This window comes from Bradyrhizobium sp. CIR18 (assembly GCF_014198295.1).
In the GTDB taxonomy this organism is placed as follows: Bacteria; Pseudomonadota; Alphaproteobacteria; order Rhizobiales; family Xanthobacteraceae; genus Bradyrhizobium.
Genome location: NZ_JACIHF010000001.1, coordinates 1,664,841 through 1,682,752, shown reverse-complemented (window position 1 = coordinate 1,682,752; position 17,912 = coordinate 1,664,841). Strand labels below are relative to the sequence as shown.

Annotated in this window: 12 protein-coding genes; 4 read left to right on the top strand and 8 right to left on the bottom strand. The window is 60.6% G+C overall.

Annotated elements, in window-relative coordinates; translation table 11 throughout:
- The first annotated feature begins 31 nt into the window (after positions 1-31).
- Together GGD65_RS08240 and GGD65_RS08235 are read left to right on the top strand one after the other, a co-directional pair.
- Positions 32-1,504 (top strand): aldehyde dehydrogenase family protein, encoded by a 1,473-nt coding sequence (locus tag GGD65_RS08240; RefSeq protein ID WP_183234875.1) that lies wholly within the window; start codon positions 32-34, stop codon positions 1,502-1,504.
- 147 nt (positions 1,505-1,651) lie between these two features.
- Entirely contained in the window at positions 1,652-2,974 is a 1,323-nt protein-coding gene (locus tag GGD65_RS08235) for an FAD-binding oxidoreductase (protein WP_183233417.1), read from the top strand.
- A 246-nt stretch (positions 2,975-3,220) separates the two neighbouring features.
- Here GGD65_RS08235 and GGD65_RS08230 read toward each other — a convergent pair whose 3' ends face one another.
- The 6 genes from GGD65_RS08230 to GGD65_RS08205 all read right to left on the bottom strand — a co-directional run bounded on the left by GGD65_RS08230 (position 3,221) and on the right by GGD65_RS08205 (position 11,716).
- Positions 3,221-4,660 carry an FAD-binding oxidoreductase gene (locus GGD65_RS08230; RefSeq protein ID WP_244550582.1) on the bottom strand — a complete coding sequence of 480 codons (1,440 nt, stop codon included), beginning with the start codon at positions 4,658-4,660 and terminating at the stop codon, positions 3,221-3,223.
- A 975-nt stretch (positions 4,661-5,635) separates the two neighbouring features.
- On the bottom strand, positions 5,636-6,688 hold the full coding sequence (locus GGD65_RS08225; protein ID WP_183233416.1) for an SMP-30/gluconolactonase/LRE family protein: 1,053 nt from the start codon (positions 6,686-6,688) through the stop codon (positions 5,636-5,638).
- Positions 6,689-6,765: 77 nt separating this feature from the next.
- Positions 6,766-7,503, bottom strand: a complete 738-nt coding sequence (locus tag GGD65_RS08220) for an EthD domain-containing protein (protein ID WP_183233415.1) — start codon at positions 7,501-7,503, stop codon at positions 6,766-6,768.
- A 51-nt stretch (positions 7,504-7,554) separates the two neighbouring features.
- A complete protein-coding gene (locus GGD65_RS08215) occupies positions 7,555-8,919 on the bottom strand; it encodes an MFS transporter (RefSeq protein WP_183234873.1) in 1,365 nt (454 codons plus the stop codon).
- Between the two features lie 197 nt (positions 8,920-9,116).
- A complete protein-coding gene (locus GGD65_RS08210; RefSeq protein ID WP_183233413.1) occupies positions 9,117-9,608 on the bottom strand; it encodes a nuclear transport factor 2 family protein in 492 nt (163 codons plus the stop codon).
- Between the two features lie 386 nt (positions 9,609-9,994).
- Positions 9,995-11,716: an extracellular solute-binding protein gene (locus tag GGD65_RS08205; RefSeq protein ID WP_183233412.1), complete on the bottom strand. Its 1,722-nt coding sequence runs from the start codon at positions 11,714-11,716 to the stop codon at positions 9,995-9,997.
- A 156-nt stretch (positions 11,717-11,872) separates the two neighbouring features.
- On the opposite strand from GGD65_RS08205, the gene GGD65_RS08200 reads away from it, so the two are divergent.
- On the top strand, positions 11,873-13,540 hold the full coding sequence (locus GGD65_RS08200) for a GMC family oxidoreductase (RefSeq protein ID WP_183234872.1): 1,668 nt from the start codon (positions 11,873-11,875) through the stop codon (positions 13,538-13,540).
- Between the two features lie 333 nt (positions 13,541-13,873).
- Here the strand turns inward: GGD65_RS08200 and GGD65_RS08195 are convergent, their stop codons facing one another.
- Positions 13,874-14,500 (bottom strand): TetR/AcrR family transcriptional regulator, encoded by a 627-nt coding sequence (locus GGD65_RS08195; protein WP_183234871.1) that lies wholly within the window; start codon positions 14,498-14,500, stop codon positions 13,874-13,876.
- Between the two features lie 405 nt (positions 14,501-14,905).
- Between GGD65_RS08195 and GGD65_RS08190 the strand changes: the two genes are divergently transcribed.
- Positions 14,906-15,754, top strand: coding sequence for a S9 family peptidase (locus GGD65_RS08190; protein WP_246783213.1), 849 nt, complete (start codon positions 14,906-14,908; stop codon positions 15,752-15,754).
- A 336-nt stretch (positions 15,755-16,090) separates the two neighbouring features.
- Here the strand turns inward: GGD65_RS08190 and GGD65_RS08185 are convergent, their stop codons facing one another.
- The gene (locus GGD65_RS08185) at positions 16,091-17,674 is read right to left on the bottom strand and encodes a gamma-glutamyltransferase family protein (RefSeq protein ID WP_183234870.1); all 1,584 of its coding nucleotides are present in this window, start codon (positions 17,672-17,674) and stop codon (positions 16,091-16,093) included.
- Positions 17,675-17,912 lie beyond the last annotated feature (238 nt).

Here is a 17,912-nt window from a genome sequence, read left to right as displayed (position 1 = left end):
GCGCCTATTCCCGGATCAAGGATCGCTTCCAATGACCTCGCCCATTCGACATTTGACGGAAGCCGGCTTTCTCGGAAAATTCTACATCGACGGAGACTGGCGGAAGCCGATCGGATCAGTCACGGCAGCCGCAATTGTCGTCAACCCGGCGACGGAACAGCCGATCGCCGACGTCGCGCTCGGCGACGACGATGATGTGGACTGCGCGATCGCAGCCGCCAGAGGAGCCTTCGCCGCCTTGTCCATGACACCGCCTGCTCAGAGAGCGGCGCTGCTCGACCGGATGCACGCCTTGCTCCTTGAGCGGCTGGAGCTGTTCGCGCAGGCGCTTACGTGTGAGATGGGAGCTGCGATCACCTATGCGCGCCGCGCTCAGGTGCCGTTGGCCGCCGAGCATATCCGCGTCGCCCGCGACAATCTCGCGAATTATCCGTTCATCGCCGCGCGCGGCAGCACCGCGATCATGCGCGAGCCAATCGGCGTCTGCGGCCTCATCACGCCATGGAACTGGCCACTTTATCAGATTACTGCGAAGGTGGCCCCGGCGATTGCGGCCGGTTGCACGGTGGTGTTGAAACCGAGCGAATTATCGCCGCTGAGCGCTTTGCTATTCGCGGAACTGATGGACGATGCCGGTTGCCCACCCGGCGTCTTCAACCTCGTCAATGGGACAGGTCCGATCGTGGGCGCCGCTCTCGCGTCGCATCCGTTGGTCGACATGATCTCGATCACCGGCTCGACGCGCGCCGGCGTTCTCGTCGCGCAAGCGGCAGCGCCCACCGTCAAGCGCGTTGCCCAGGAGCTCGGCGGCAAGTCGCCAAATATCATCTTGCCGGACGCCGATCTCAGCCGTGCTGTTCCGCTTGGCGTCGCCGCCGCCTTCCGCAATCTCGGCCAATCCTGCAGTGCGCCGACGCGCATGCTCGTGCCCCGTTCACGGATCGAGGAGGTCGAGACCTTGGCCGCGGCGGCCGCTTCTGAACTGGTGGTCGGCGATCCCCTTGCGGAAAGCACGACCCATGGTCCGATCGCCAACCGGCCGCAGTTCGAGCGCATCCAGACCATGATCGGCGTCGGACTGGAAGAAGGCGTCAAGCTCGTCATCGGCGGGCGAGGGCGGCCCGACGATCTCCGGACTGGCTTCTATGCGCGGCCGACCATCTTCTCGAACGTCCGTCCCGACATGAGGATCGCGCAGGAGGAGATCTTCGGCCCGGTGCTGTCTATCATTCCCTACGACACCGTGGACGAAGCGATCGCGATCGCCAATGACACCGTCTACGGCCTCGGCGCCCACGTGCAGGGCACTGATATGGAGACGGCGCGAACCGTCGCCGGGCAGATCCAGTCGGGTCAAGTCCATCTCAATTATCCTGACTGGGACCCCAACGCACCTTTCGGCGGCTACAAGCGCTCCGGCAACGGTCGCGAATACGGCATCGAGGGCATGGAGGAGTATCTCGAGACCAAGGCCGTTCTCGGATTTTATCACTCTCGCGCTTGAGCATCTCGTATCGCTCAAACGGCCAGAAAACCGAACATCTTGCGAAGTCCTGGATGATTTCAGCACATTCTACCGAGCGCACGATGCGATGAAGGGCTGATCGGAAACGTTGCTTCCGCATTCTTGGCAGCCGAGGTTCGTTGGACCATGTCGCCCCACGTCGATCGCATTCACAGCGATGAGCGTCTCCCGGCCGAGGCCGACGTCGTCATCGTCGGCGGCGGCATCCTCGGCTCTACGGCCGCCTATTACCTGGCGAAGCGTGGCCTCTCCGTGGCGCTCCTCGAGAAGGGGCACGTCGCCTGTGAACAATCGAGCCGAAACTGGGGTTGGTGCCGCCAGCAGAACCGCGACCGGCGCGAACTGCCGCTATCGGTGCTCTCCATGCGGCTGTGGGACGAGCTCACGCGCGATATCAATCGGGACCTTGGATTTCGTCGCTGTGGTCTCGTCTATGCGACCCATGACGAGGCTGTGCTCGCGGGCTGGGAAAAGTGGCGCGAGGTCGCCAGGGAGTACGGCGTCGATACCCGCGTGCTGAGCCGGGCCGAGGTGGCCGAGCGCGTCCCCGAAGCGCGCGACAAATGGGTCGGCGGGACCTATTCGGCGCGAGACGGCAAGGCCGAACCTGCGCTCGCCGCGCCGGCTATCGCTGAGGGGGCTAGAGTTCTGGGCGCCACGATCCACCAGGGATGCGCCGCGCGGGCGCTCGACTTGGCCAATGGCAGGATTGCGGGCGTGCACACGGAGAAGGGCTACATCAGAACCAGTGCTGTGCTGTGCGCCGCCGGCGCCTGGTCCTCGCGCTTCCTTCGGCCGCTCGGGATCAGTTTCCCCCAAGCGAGCATCCGGCAGACCGCGCTGCGTTCCACGCCGACAATCAACATAGGCGAGGCGGTCTCCACACCCTATTGCACGATTACGCGCCGACTGGACGGCAGCTACACGCTTGCGATCAGCGGCAAGGCGAACCTCGAAATCACGCCCCAGGCCATCCGGTATAGCCGGGAATTCATGCCGCAGTTCTTGCGTCGCCTGAAGAACGTCAGGCTCGGCATCGGCCAATCGTTCGTTTCGGGGCCGGATTCATTGCCGGCGCTGCTGACCAACGACGACCGGATCTTCGAACAGAATCGCGTGCTGGACCCTCCGCCCTTGAAATGGCTGGAGAGCCAAGTGGTGGAGAGTGTCCGGAAAACCTTCCCCCAACTCGGCGAAATAGAGATCGATAGCGCCTGGGGCGGCTTCGTCGATTGCACGCCGGACGCAGTGCCCGTGGTATCGCAGGTGGACGGGGTGGATGGCCTCGTCCTCGCGGCGGGCTGCTCGGGTCACGGCTTCGGTCTGGGCCCGGGGCTCGGCTATCTGGCCGCAGAGCTTGTCGTAAACGACACGCCTTGCGTCGATCCGACGCCGTTCCGGCTGTCGCGTCTGGTCGATGGTTCCAAGCTGGACATCGCCGCCATCTGAAGATCGAGCCGGACGTCAGGCCCGACGTACCGTGGCGAGCAAAGGACTCGGAGCTGTGCTCGAAGATCCTTATCCGCGTGCGGGACCTGATCGCGATTTAGCAGTCCCTAAGGGGCGTTTCCTCCCCAACTTGAGCCACTCCTTCGGAGTGGCTCTTTCTTTATGGACAAGACGATTTGGCTGATCGAGGTGCATCGGCCGAAGACCCACCGTTTGGAAAGGATCGCCAACTCGCCGGCCGATGGTTCAACGGGCAGACTTCTCTCCCAATGGGCAGACGATCGCGCCAGCGTTCATGATGTCCGCCGGATCAAAGGCGGTCTTGATCCGGCGCATCGCCGCGATGCGCCCGAGATCGCCGTACCGCTCCAGAAGATGCTTCTTGAATCGGCCGACGCCATGCTCCGCGCTGAACGTGCCGCCGAGCGCTGCGGCTGTATCGTAGAGTTGCAGAGACAGGCTGCTTTCGATCCGCTTGGTGAACTCGATGCGGTCGACGCCGGCGGGAACGAGCACGTTGTAGTGCAGATTGCCGTCGCCGACATGGCCGTACACGGAAAGCTCAAGGTCGGCGTCATATGCTCGCACCTGTGAGCCGGCCAGATCTAGGAAGCGCTGAATGGAGGAAAGCGGTACCGAGATATCGTGCTTGACCGACCCGTTCCGGCGCTTCTCGCCCTCGGGGATGGTCTCGCGGAGCCGCCACATCGCGGTCCGCTGCGATCCGCTCTGCGCCAGCAGTGCGTCCTCGATCCATCCGGACTCGATCGCCTCGGCCAGTACTGCTTCCATCAGTTCGTCGAGATCGAGATGACGTGAGGAAGAGGCTAACTCGACGAGGACGGCGCCAGCTGGGCCCGCTCCAAGGGAGCGCGGGTCGGTCATTGCGTCGGTCGCAAGCGCGATGGATCGGGCCGCCATGAATTCGAAAGTGGTCAGCAGGTCCGCGGATTCGCGACGGACCAGAGCGAGAAGCTCGGCGAGCGGCGCGCCGCTCGCGAGCTTCAGCCAGGCAGTCGCGCGGCGGGTTGGCAGGGGCGCGAGACGCAACACTGCGCCCGTAACGATGCCCAGAGTCCCCTCGCTTCCGACGAAGCACTGTTTGACATCGTAGCCGGTATTGTTCTTCCGCAGCTTGCGCATGTCGGAGACCACCGTGCCGTCCGACAGCACCGCCTCAATTCCGAGCAGCAGATCACGCGTCATTCCGTACCTGACGACCGATAGCCCGCCGGCATTCGTCCCGATGTTACCGCCGATCCGGCAACTGCCTTCCGCGCCGAGGCTGAGCGGCAACAGAAGTCCGGTGGCCGCCGCGGCGTCCTGTACGTTCTTCAGGATGGCGCCGGCGTCCACAGAGATGCTCATGGAGACGGGATCGACTTCGCGAATCCTGTCCATCCGCTCGAGGCTCACGATAATCTGGCGTCCGGAAGCGTCCGGTGTCGCACCGCCGCAGTAGCTGGTATTGCCGCCCTGCGGAACGATTCCGATACCATGATGCGCCGCCAGCCGCACGATGTCGGCGACTTGCTTCGTCGTCGCCGGCTTCAGCACGGCAAACGTCGAGCCCGTGGAGAGCTGGCGTTGATCCGTCGTGTAGGTAGCCATCCGCTCCGGGTCGTCAACGACGCCTCCGTCGCCGACAAGGTCGCGAAAGGCCCGAACGTGTACTGACTGGGACATGCTCAGCTCCCAATTGGCATCGGGCCATCTTTGCGCGTTTGTGCCGCATTGGCTGCCGTTGGAGGGTCATTCAGAAGAAACCAATGCTGAATTACTACGATTGTCGGCAGCTTGCGCCGCCGTCGAACACTTTCTCGCGAGGCGTCTGGGACTTGAGAGAAGTAGTCGATGACTTCACGGGTCATCTATCCCTGATGCTTGAAGTGGGGCGTCGCTACCGTAGCCAAGATCGTAGGTTGCTCTGTGCTGAATTGAGAAACGGTACATATTTCAATGGAGGTTGACTGACACTCTCTCCGTGCCGTGGCTCATGGGAAGAGGTGATGGACGAAACCTCCTTGAATTGGCTCCAATTGGACATCGATTGCTGGAGCTAGCTCAAACTTGCCCATGATGGATTGGACCGAGAGTTCAAGTTGTTCAACTGGTTAGAGGGCGACGTGTGCACGACGTGTGCACCGGGATATCAAGAAAAATCTCGCTACCACTAACTTGAGCGAGCTTGTGGCGCATGTGCATGATTCCGAATTTGCGAGGGCAGAAGGCGGGCGAGTGCTTATGCGCGGCCTCGGCTGTTCGAAGCGGAATAGTCGAAAATCGTGGGTTTGACTCCCACTCTCTCCGCAGTCGCCCGATTTTGTACGCCAAACTACGATCCCCCGCGCTTGGCTCGTCAATCGTGCCGAATGTAGCCCAATGCCGGTCATTGGTACACGTCGACTGCGCGCGATCAGAGTATCGCGGAGGGCGTCGCCAGAATTCGAACCTGAACCGCGCGCCGAAGAGCATGTCAGAGGACCCAGCCACAAGCGCCATGATCTGTGCAGTCGAATAGGACTCGGCAGTGGCGGAACGATACCACCCCACTTCGTGGTCGCCGTGCAGTTCACGGATCACCCGGGGTCGACAAGACATGCAATCGAGCGGTTCATATAGAAGAGGTTGGATGCAACGCGAAATCGAATGCCGCTCACGTCATCGACTGGGGATCAACGTCTCGATCCGATAAAGACTGTTCTTCGCTGTCATGTAGAGAAACGTTCGGCCGTCACGAGTGGCAAGCGCGACGTTAGACACCGCGGGTTCGTCAGGCACGGGAATGTATGCGATCTCCTCGCCGCTCGGTGCGTAGACACGCACGCCGCGACGACTCGCCGCCGACACCGCAGCGTAGACATTTCCCCGCGCATCAACGGTAATGCCGTCAGGGCCGATCTCACTGCCGTAGTCAGCAAGAACGCGTTGATTGCTCGCCGTCCCGTCCGCGGCCAAGTCATATGCCAATAGTCTCATGGCGCCGTTCCGCTGCGGGACCTTGTCGATGCGAAAGTCGGACACCAAAGAATCGAGCTCGGCAACGTACAGGGTCTTTTGATTGGGCGAAATCACAATGCCATTCGGCCTGGCAACATCGGCAAGGATGAGATGGACGGAGCCATCCGTGTCGAGGCGGTAGACTCCCTGAATCGGTTGCTCGATCGGTTCATGACCAAAATAGCGGGGATCCGTAAAGTAGATACGACCCTGATCGTCGATGTCGAGGTCGTTCGGTGCATTGAAAGGGCGTCCTTTATAGAGCCCTGCGATTATCGTTGTTCGACCGGTCTTGCTGTCCGTGCGAACGATAGAACGGCCCCCAAAATCGGCGCCTTGCGCGACGATCATTCGTCCTTCGCGATCGAATTTGATCCCAGCGGCCATGCCGCTTGGTGAACGGAAGATAGAGGTCTTGTTGGTGGCAGGATCGAAGACCCAAATACTCCCCGCATCCATCCGAGTTGCGAACGTCATGGTGATGTCGCAGAAATAAATCCTACCATCGGGGCCAACCGCGGGGCCTTCAGTCCAGAAGCCCCCATCGAATAGTTTTTCCAGCTTGGCGCCTGACGCCACAATCGGCCCCGGGACCTGTAACGGCGCCGCCATTTGGCCGGCAGTCGTTGTGATTCCTATCATAGTTGTCACGGCCGCCACGGCCATCAAACGCCAAGCGCTCCGTGACGTTTCCAAACTCATTGGCGATGTCATCCGTTTCTCCATGACTGGAAGGGCGAGAGTGGGTCGGCCGACTTTGACTGTAAGACCCAGTCTTCAGCGTTGCGTGCTCATTCAGGAAGGATCACCCGGGGGGCGACAAGACATGCTATCTCGCGGCTCAAATCGAAGAGGTTCGATGCATCATCACGAATTCCCCTCGTGTAGCCCGACGCATTGAAGGCCGCTTTTGCTGCCTCTGACGAATCGAACCAGAATTCGGAGGCACCATCGAATTCCTCATCGACAGGCACGACTCCGCCTGCCAGATACCGCGTTGCGCCTGAAATCGTGTGATCCTGCCGATAGCCGCGGAGTCCCTGCACGAAGTCTCTCTGAGCCAGCACGATATCCCTGTGCACGGTGCGCCAGCGGTTGCTGAAGTCCTGCTGCGACAGACCTGCACGCCGGCGGTGGAAGACGAATACCTTCACGGCGCCAGCACCCGGAAGGATCACGTGCTCGAGCGTCTTGAGAACGACAACGCGGCTACGATCTAGGAAAGCCTCCTCATCCGGGATCACGCGCTCCCGGAATACCGGCATCTCGGGAAAGGACGGGCCACCCTCGGTGCCTGGACGAACGTAGACCTGCGCCACCCCGTCATAGGGGAACGGCAATTGGCCCAGGAGACCCGAACCAATCAGATGATTCTGCACGTAACCGCTGCGCAACCGAGGCCATTCCGGGATCGACTTAAGAACCGCTGCGTGGACCTCGAACCAATGTTTGCCGAATTGCTCCTGGTTGATCATCGAATTACGTTTCAGCAGATACAATGGCTTCTGCCGCAGCTCGGATGATGTCATTGTGTTCCCCTGGTGAAGCGGATGTCGGACTGAGTTGATGCGCAACCGGCGTCAGTGCGAGATGTCGGTCTGGCGTGTTTCTGGCGACAGCACGACGCAAAGCATCGAGATGAGACAGAACACTGCCAGGAAGGCACCAACTCCGACAACGCTGGTTCCCCCCGTAGAGGCGAAAATCCACGTCACGATCAGTGGGGTGAGGCCAGCGCCCAGGGTCGAGCCAAGCTGATAGCCGATGGAGGCGCCGGTGTAGCGCGTCTTGGTGCTGAACTTCTCACTCAGAAAGGCGCCCATGGGTCCATAGAGCAGGCCTGCTGCAAACGAACCCAAAAGCCAGAAGGCGAGGACAGTCAGGATCGGATCACCCGTCGAGACCAGGAGGAAGTTGGGCCCAATCAGCAGAATCGAAAGCAAGAAGCCCGTGATTAACACTGGCCTGCGTCCATACTTGTCGCTGAGATGAGCGCAGACCGGGAACCACACAAGGTTGACACCGTTTGCGAACGCGAGCGCGAACAGCGCGATGCTCGAGTCCAACCCCAGATTCCGGATATAGGTCTGTGTGAAGGTTGCCCCAACGATGAAGACGGCAAGGGGTCCTGCTGCCGTGACGACAGCGAGAATAACGGCCTTCCACTCAAAGCGCAGTAGATGGGCGAGAGGAAATCGGCTCATTTCACCTTCGCGCTTCAAAGCCTCGAGGAAAAGCGGTGACTCGCTGATCCGGTTTCTGATGTAGACGCCAATGATCAGCAACAGAGCGCTGAAGAGGAAGGGCACGCGCCATCCCCATTGCAGGAACTGGTCCTCGGGTAGCAGTTTGACGAGCCCGAATGCGAGCGCCGAGAGCAAGGTTCCGGTCGGCGCACCGATGTGGATGAGCGACGCAAAAAGCCCCCGCCTTTTCTGATCACCGTGTTCGATGGCCATCATCAATGCTCCACCGTACTCGCCGCCCACCGCGAGGCCTTGGATGATGCGCATGAGCAGCAATAGCGCAGGAGCCGCCCAGCCAATGGTCTGGGGCGTAGGCAGAAGACCCACCAATGTCGAAGCGATGCCCATCATCCACATTGTGATGACGAGCATGCTCTTACGCCCGAGTCGGTCGCCGAAGTGGCCAAAGATGATGCCGCCCAAGGGCCGAGCCAAATACCCAGCGGCAAACGTCGCGTAGGCAGCAACCGTGCTCATCAGCGGCGAGAGGTTGCCAAAGAAGACCGGCCCGAACACGAGCGCAGAAGCAGTGCTGTACAAGAGGAAGTCGTAGAACTCAATTGCACATCCGAGGTAGCCGGAGATGATGACGCGCCTCACTTCGCGTCGGTCCGAATTTGCATGGCGTATGTCGTCCGAGACTGCCGCCACGGCAGCCGTCCCGGCGATCGAGTAGGTATTCGCTTCCTGAAGCATCATGGACGTTTCCCTCATCGTTGTTCTGCTTTTGCTTGGACGGCAGGTCGATATTCACTGCCAGTGTCCGCACGTAAGTACCCTGCTTGGACAGAGCCCGCTGTGATGTAGGAATGGACGCGGCAGCAGCTTCCGGCGCCAGTTGGCGAATAGGGCCGGAAATCGTTGGAAATCAACAGTGCTCGTTGGCCTTCGGGCGCTCAAGCTTTCACCTGATGTCCAGTCAATACAAATCGACCAGGCCATTGATCTTCGATCTCGGAAACGCGCCGCATGATGCGCCAGCGGCCATCGGCATCTCGCCTCAGCGTATCCAGATATCGCCCCATCCCCCAGACGAACGACGGTTCGCCGTCACGCGGATCGAAGCGGAACATGTAGCTCACGACATCTGCAGTGTCGCCGTGCAATTCGATCAGGCTATTGAGAACGAGGTGCTTATGAAAAATTTCAGGAGCATGCGAATGGCGGCTCGCGAAATCTTTGGTGCCAGCAACGCCTTCCCATCGATTGACCGAGCCATCCGGTCGCCTCGTCTCCCGCACCGCGTCGGCCGTGAAGCAGTCCGTCAACCGGTCGAAGTCACCGTAGTCGAGGGCGTGACCATACTGCTTCAGCGTGTCGAGTATCGCGTTTCGATCCTCCAATGCCTGGACACGCGTCTTGAGCGTCGCAAGATCGTCTTGAGACATTTCCTCACTCCAACTTTCTTGTTGCGACACGGACCCGTTGCAATAGCTCTTGGTCCGTCAGGCGGGAGCACAACAGCCCACCGCAGGAGACGCAACGATGGAATTGTCCGTTTTGGACTTTTCAGCGAGGCACGATGGATAAGAGACCTCGCGTCTGTCCGAATCGTCGAACGTATCGCGCGAAGCGCCGGGCCTTTCGGACGCCCTTCGACCGGTCAGTTCTGGAGCGACTTTCTGGTTGGTGAGATGTTAGGGGCGAGGCGACGACGAAGCCGCGCCCTCCCGAGGTCATCTATACGACCGCGATGCGATATCTCGTGTGATGGTTCGCGAATGAAAGTCATCGAGCCAAGTCCGCCAACATCCCGCCGGATCGGACACGGCGGTCATGACCGCTTGACGTTGGTCAGGTGCCGCTCCCGCTTCAGAACTGCCATGATGCGGTGCTGCGCATCGCTCAGAGCCGCCGCGTCTGGTTTACGACCGGTCAGCGCGTCATGCACTTCCTCACCAATGATCGTTTCGACGGCGATGTAACCCGGCACGGCTGGACGTTGCCAAGCCTGAAGCTGCCCGCGCCGAGCCATCTGATCAATGGCGCGCACGATCGGGGAGCCCGCGGTCGTGTCGGGATTGGCGGCCATGCTGAAGCGCGGCAGGACAGGGAAGCCATTGTTGATCTGGCTCTGGATAGATTCGCGTGAGGTCATCCTGCCGATCGCGGCCGCGGCGGCCTCGACGCGGTCGGACGGCAGATTGGCCGGGATCGCCAGCAGGAAGCCGCCGAGCGGCGTGATATTGCCGCCGCGCGGCCCCGCCGGCTGCGGCAGGTAGCGCACGCGGCGCTTGACCCGCGAGCGCATGTCCGCCTCGAAGCGCACCGCGCGCATGGACCAAGCATAGGCCATCGCCGCGCGACCGGTCAGGAACAGCTCGACGGAGGGATCCCAACTGAGATCCAAAACGTCCGGCGGCGAAATGGTGCAGAGCCGGTGCATATAGTCGAGCGCCGCGCGCGCGGCGTCGCTGTCCAGGGACGGCATCAGTTCGGCTGCACTCCAGTCGATCGCCCGGTGTGTGGCGGGACCACGTGGCCCCTCCAGCACGGCGCCGCCACAGCAGCCGACCAGTGACATGAAGCTGGACGCGATCGGCATGCCGCGCACACCGTTCCAGGTTATGCCGAAACGGCCTTCAGCGGGCGCGTGCAGCTTCCGCCCCGCCGCGATCACCTCGTCGAAACTCCGGGGGAAGTTGAGCGATTTCTCGGCGAACAGATCGGTGCGTGCGGCAAACAGCTCGATCGAAGAGACAATCGGCACACCGTACTGACGGCTGTCCCACCGCCCGGTCGCCCAGACCGATGGGTCGAAGTCCAGCGAATCGATGCCGACATTCAGCAGATGTGCATCGAGGCATTGCACTCGTCCGCTCTCGGCGAAGGAGCCGAGCCAGGGCGCGTTTAGGGTGATGACGTCGTATTCGGAGACTGGACGCTGTGCATTGGCCACGGCGCGCTCATACATGTCGTCCAGCTTCAGCAGATCGAAGTCGCGGCGAGATGCCAGGTTGTTGCGCCAATCGGCCCAGAGGTCGCGCATCGCAGCGAAGAAGGCATCGTCCTGCAGCAGGAAGCGCAGAGTCCGGCCGCTGTCGATCGTGCGCTGCATGATGCTCGGGGGCGGCGCGAGAAAGGTGTCGATGCGGTTGACGCCGAAGCTGAAATCCTCGTCGTTCTCGGCGCTCGACCGCACGCCGACGGTTTGCGCCAGCACGGATTTGATGTGCCGAGCATAGCCAGTGAAGGCGGCCATCATCGGCTCGCCTGGATGCAGTGTGAAGCTCTTGCCCGTGCGCGTGCGTGGCAGCCGAATGATCCAGCCGCTCGCGATCAGCTCATTGATCCGGCGCAGCGCCGTCGCGTGAGGCACGCCCGAGACCTGGGCCAGTGCGGAGACGGTCAGGATTTCGCCGCGCAGCTGCGCGGTCACCAGGCTGGTGGCGATGGCCCAGGTCGGATCCTGCTGGGTAACAGGAAATAGCTCGCCGAACGGCTCGCGGAGCCGGTCGAGGAAACCGATGACTCTCAGCAGCTCTCCTTCGTTCATGCCGCAGAATATCCATGCTGAATTTATTTTTATCCAGTATGGACTAATTCTTATTTGCCGCAAGCCGGTGCGACGCGGACTGTGGTCTTTCCGGGAAGAGGGAGGACAGTTCATGGCGGAATGGGCGGGAGCGCTGACGGCTCGCGGGTATCCGGCATGATCGCGGACTATGTCATTGTCGGCGGCGGCAGTGCCGGCGCGGTGCTGGCATCGCGCTTATCCGAGAACTCGGCGAACCGCGTGGTCCTGCTTGAGGCAGGGGCCGATACGCCGCCGGATGCCACGCCCGCTGATATCGACGACACCTTCCCGAGTTCGAGCCTCAACCCAGAATATTTCTGGCCGGAGTTGCAGGCGCGTCGACGGGAGGGCGGACGGCTCCATCCCTATCCCCAGGCACGAATCATGGGTGGCGGATCCAGCATCATGGGTATGTGGGCCTTACGCGGCATGCCGTCGGACTATCGACGCTGGTCCGAGGCCGGTGCTGAGGGGTGGGACTGGCCGGACGTCTTGCCCTTTTTCCATCGGGCCGAGGCGCATGCCGATGAGCCATCGTCGGGCGGTCCCTATCCGATCCGTATCCCGCCGCGCGCGGAATGGCCGGGCTTTGTGCGTGCCATCGAGGCGGCGATGCAGACCCGTGGTTTTGGGCATATCGAGGACATCAACGAGACGCCCGGCTGCGGCTTCTTCGCTATGCCCAATGCCGCAACGGCACATAAGCGTTCCTCGACCGCGTCCCGCTACTTGACCGCTGCCGTGCGCGCTCGATCAAACCTGACCATTCTTGCGGGCGCCACGGTGCGGGCACTGCGAATCGAGAATGGTCGCGCCACGGGCGTCACTGTCGAGCAGGCGGGCTCGAGCCGCGAACTCGCGGCAGGCGAGGTCATCCTCAGTGCCGGCGCCATCCATTCGCCGGCCTTGCTCATGCGCGCCGGCATCGGTAACGCCGAGTCGCTGCGCGACCTTGGCATCGAGCCGCGCCTGCACCGCCCCGGCGTCGGGCAGAACCTGCAGAACCATCCCTATCTGCATATCGCGATGACGCTGCCGGCGCGCGCGCGGCTACCGGCAGCGTTGCGCCGGTTTGCGCTGGCCGGGGTGCGGCATTCATCGGGTTTGGCGGATTGCCCGGCGGGTGATCTGGTGCTGACGGCGATTGGCCGGGTCAGTTCCCACAGTTTCGGTGTCGATCTCGCCATGTTCAGCGCGGCGCTGTATGCGCCGTTTTCGCAGGGCACAGTGGCCCTGGCCAATGCCGCGCCGGAAGCGCCTCCGGCCATCGATTTCCGCTTCCTGGATGATCCGCGCGATGCGCCGCGGATTCTGCAGGCCGCTCGTTTCGCTGAAAGCCTGCTCGCCGATCCCCTCTTCGGGCAGCACTACCATGACGCCTTTCTGCTGCCGCCGGTGATGTCGCTCAATCAATTCGGAAAGACCGGGCTTGCCGGTGCGTTGACCGCGCTGGGCGCATCCTTGGTGCTGAACGCGCCGCCGTCCATTTCACGTCTCGTTCTGTCGCGCCGGTTAGCGCCTGGTTTCTGGATCGCCAACCGCCGACGCCGGCGGATGCTGAACGACGACGACATCCTGAGTGCCATTGCGCCGATGGGACATGTCGCCGGCACATGCCGCATGGGACGGCTCGAGGATGCCAATGCGGTCGTCGATGCGCATTGTCGCGTTATCGGGCTCGGGGGCTTGCGCGTCGTCGACGCCTCGGTCATGCCTTGCGTGCCCAGCGCCAACACCAACTTGCCGACGATCATGGTCGCGGAGAAGGCCGCCGACCTCATCCGACGCGACTGTGTCCGCTAGACCGGATGATCGATGTTCGACCAGTGATAAATTGCGATCGGTCTCGCGAAGCAGGTATTCCTGAGCATTCGTCTGACCTCGTCCGTCTCTCATGCGTCGTGACATGCTCGCGTCGTCAGCGCCGGGGTCAAAACGAAAGACCCCATAGCCGGCATCCGCCAGCGGCGCGTTGAGCGAAGCGGTGATGGCGATACCGAGCGCATTTCGGTGTCGTCAGGATCGATCACTCCGTCGTCCCAAAGTTCGGAGGGAACGTAGTATCCCGACAGCTGCTGCTGATAAGCCTAGAGCGTCTCGGCGCGCACGCGCTCGACATTTTCCTGTTTGATCTAGCTACTCCAAGCCGTCGCATGTGATCTGGAGATATCCAAAGATCGCCCTTCTAACGCGGGAGATTAAAAGCGGTGCATTTGCATCGCCTCTCTGCGCCGCAGAATCGACTATGCCGCCAATGATTGCGATTAAATCGGCGGCTGCGGGGGAATGTCGAGCAGTTGCCGGCAGGTCAGATCGTTCCAAGCAACTCAAAACAATGCGGACGAGTTCGTTTTTGAGGCGTTTGTCCCTGTCATCTGCAAACAGTCTTTTTCGTTCGATGTTGAGCAGACACGTAAGCGTCGGCCGCTTCAGTTGCCGGTTCACCATCGCACCGATGAGAGACCCTAAACCCTCTCTCCCGCTCGAGAAGGCATTCAATTCGCTAAAGTCGCCGAGCAGTAAGTCTGTTTCGCGCTCTATCAAGGCTCGAGTGATCGCGTCTCGGCTCGGGAAGTACTGATAGATAGATCCAGGACTCACTCCCGCGAGGTTGGCAATGGCATTTGTGGTGTAATCCGCCAATCCTCTCTGTTCTAGTATGCATGCCGCAGCTTCAATAATGGTGGCGACTGTTGCCGCCGAGCGCGCTTGAACCGGCTTCTTCCTGGGCTCTAAAAGGCTTCGGCTCGATTTTTTGTGCATGGCTCAATTCGATATATAAGGGCCATCTCGATGCGATGTGTAGCCGGCTTCATCGCGCCTCGCTTCGACGCATTGAGTACTTCTATTGATTGAGGCGTGCAAGTTCGAGGCTCAGATGTCATAGCTTCAGCTCCAAGCACGTTTTGACGATCAGCAATGTGAGCACGTGTCGTGGCGTCAGTGGGAATGTGGTCCATCCGCGGGGAAAAACAGGCGTGGGTGAAAATTGGGAAATGCGAGTATTCAAATCGCGAGCAGCCGCTCACACTGATCTGAAAATGATGATCGAAAGTGTTATCGTCGGTATAGCGATCAGAGAGGCTCGGATGATTTCGACTGGGCGTTCAATGCTGAGTTACGTTTCGGCGTCCAAGGCGAATAATGGTATGGATGAGTGTGCCGGACATGCAGGACTACGTCTGCAGAGAAAACGTAACGTACTGTACCCACGACGGAGTAGAGCTGCGTGGTGATCTTTACCTTCCTAAGGGAGATAGGCTTTTTCCGATCTTGATAGGTGTGCCCGGAGGAGGTTGGCGTATCTGCGTACGGGCCAGCATTCGTCAATGGGGTATTTATCTCGCCTCTCGCGGATATGGCCTATTCGTTATCGATTATCGCCTTGCGACCGCAACCCGCAAGGCCTTTCCCGAGGCGGTGCAAGATGTCGTCGCGGCCGTTCGGTTTATTCGCGGCTCAGGGGCCGAACTATCCATCGATCCACAGCGCATCGGGCTGCTAGGTGCGTCGGCAGGGGCGCATCTTGCCGCACTAGCAGCGTTTGGAGGCGACACGACTGCTTTCGGTGGGGGGCATCCCGGCGATGCGTTCGCCTCAACACCAGCTGGTGTAAAGGTGCTGGTGGCTGTTTACGGAGTATTCGATCTCTTAAGACAATGGCAGGATGATCTCAGTCGCAATCCGGATCCCGAATGGAATATGACGCGCAATCTTATCGGCAGAGACCCCTATGAGGATCAGCGGAGCTATTTCGAGGCATCGCCGTTGCGGCATGTCACTTACGACAAGAACCGAATGTCGGTGTTTGTGAGCTGGGGCACATCGGACGAATTCGTAGATCCCGCACAGTCGGAGTCGTTCGTGCGCGCCTTGCAACAGGCGCGCTTCACTGTTCGAACACACAAAATACTCGGTGCCTCGCACTTTTGGTTTGGACAATCCCTTGATTTCTCGTCAGGCGAGGACACGAGCCTCGCGCCGCGCCTGGTTCAATTTCTTAACCTGGCTCTCTGACTGAATCGCGCCGTCCGGCGAGTTAGTTTCTGGATGTGCCGCTCGACGTTCGCGGCAGATGGCTTGTCTCTTCAACAATCGCTGAGCTTGGAAACGGTCCAGGCCGACGATGTCGCGGACGCTTCCGTCTCTTATCAACTCCCTGCAACTCCAAGAATACGAAGAGCGTGTTCATTATCGTCGGATACGGAAGATGCGGGAGCTTACAAGACAGATGTAACCCTCAGGGATTAAAGACGCTAGTCGAATCGGACAGCTCCAATCGGAACGACAGATGTCGTCGCTCTCATCCCTCCACTGCGAAGCAAGAATGATCTATGCTTGGCGCACAATAGATCACCATGCCGCCACGCACCCATCGCTTCTAGGATCGCACGCGCCCTCAAGGAGGCCATCGGGATGCCGAACGATCGCTCCGGCGTGGCCCATCTGAGACGTGAAAGGACCGACGAGCTCAACCTCATGACCGGCTTCGCGTAGTGCCTCATAAAGTCCCGGGTCGAAGCGGTCCTCCAATTTTAGGGAAGTGCTAGCGTCCCCCCAAGCGCGCCCGAGCAGCCAGCGGGGTGCCGTGATCGCCTGCTGCAAGGGCATGCCAAAGCGGGCATAGCGCGAGAAAATTGCGCCCTGCGTTTGTGGTTGGCCTTCGCCCCCCATTGTGCCGTAAGTCATCACCCGTCCGTCTTGGAAACGGGCCAGGCCTGGAGTTAACGTATGGAACGGCTTTCTGCGCGGTTCCAGAGCATTCCAGCCGCCGCGCGACAATCGGAAACTGCTCCCTCGATTCTGCCATACAATGCCGGAGCGTGGCAGAACAAGCCCGGAGCCAAACTCGAAGTAGGTGCTCTGGATTGCACTTACAGTCCGACCTTCATTGTCGATCACCCCGAACCAAGTGGTGTCGCCGGCAGAAGGGGACTGAGGCCAAGGCAAGGCACGGTGACTTTCGATTCGAGCCGCCATTTTGTCGAGGGCGTCGCTGTCATCCAGGAGCGCCTGCGGATTTAGCTTCATCCAGGCCGGATCGCCCACATGCGTGTCCCTCACCAAGAAAGCTTGCTTCGTGGCCTCGACGAGACCATGCAAATGCGCAAAGCTTTCTGGCTTGTCTGCGTGAATGCGGTCGAACAGAGCTAGAATGAGCAGCGACGCGAGACCCTGAGTTGGTGGAGCGGTGTTGAAGAGCCGGGCGCCGGAAATTTCTACCGAAAGCGGTTCAGGGCGATCCACCAAATGGTCGGCGAAGTCGGCCGCTGTAAGCGGACTTCCCAGCGCCTCCAGATCGGACGCAATCATCGTAGCAAGAGGACCGTTATAGAAAGTTCCAAGTCCCTCGGAGGCCAGGCGGCGGAGAGACGCCGCCAGGGCGGGCTGCCGGAAGCGTTCGCCTTCCACCATCGGTCGCCCCGCACGCTCGAAAATGCTTGCGTAGGCACCGGGCAAATTCTTCAACTCCGGGCTCTTATTGGCCGCGATCTGGGCGCCATCACGGGTGAGCGCTACACCGTGCTCCGCGTATTGAATGGCGTCACGAAGCAGCCGCGAGGGAGATAAAAGGCGGCGAGGGCTCGCCTCGAGGGCTGCAGCCCATCCAGAGACGGCTCCTGCCATCGTGTTGGCGGCTAGCGGTCCGCGGCGAGGTATCTCGGCTAAATTCTCATACAATCCGAGATTTGCGCGACTCGCCGAGCGCCCAGAGGCGTCGATCGTACGCGTACGACCGTCAGGTTCGGCTATTAGCCAAAATCCATCCCCACCAATGCCCGTCATGTGAGGGTAGACGACTGCCAGGCAGGCGGCGACGGCAACTGCCGCCTCGATTGCGTCACCACCATCTTTGAGGACGTCGAGCCCCGTCTGGCTCGCCAAATGATGTGGTGAGACAACCATACCCCGAAAGGAGCGAACAGTGTGCAGCATTTTATGATTATAAGGTGCCGAACGCCGCATTGAAGAATGCAGGCGCGCTGATCAAGATGAACATGTGAGCCTATGCAAAACCCATTCGAGGGCGTTCCACCCTCATCCAGCAGATCGAACCTAGCTCAGTCTGTGGGGCAGCGTGCTTGGCTAGATCCGCGCTGTATTGTGCGTGCTTGTGTGCGATTGTAGTACTCGCGTTACAAGCGATCCCATTCGCGCGCTTTGGAGCGGGGCA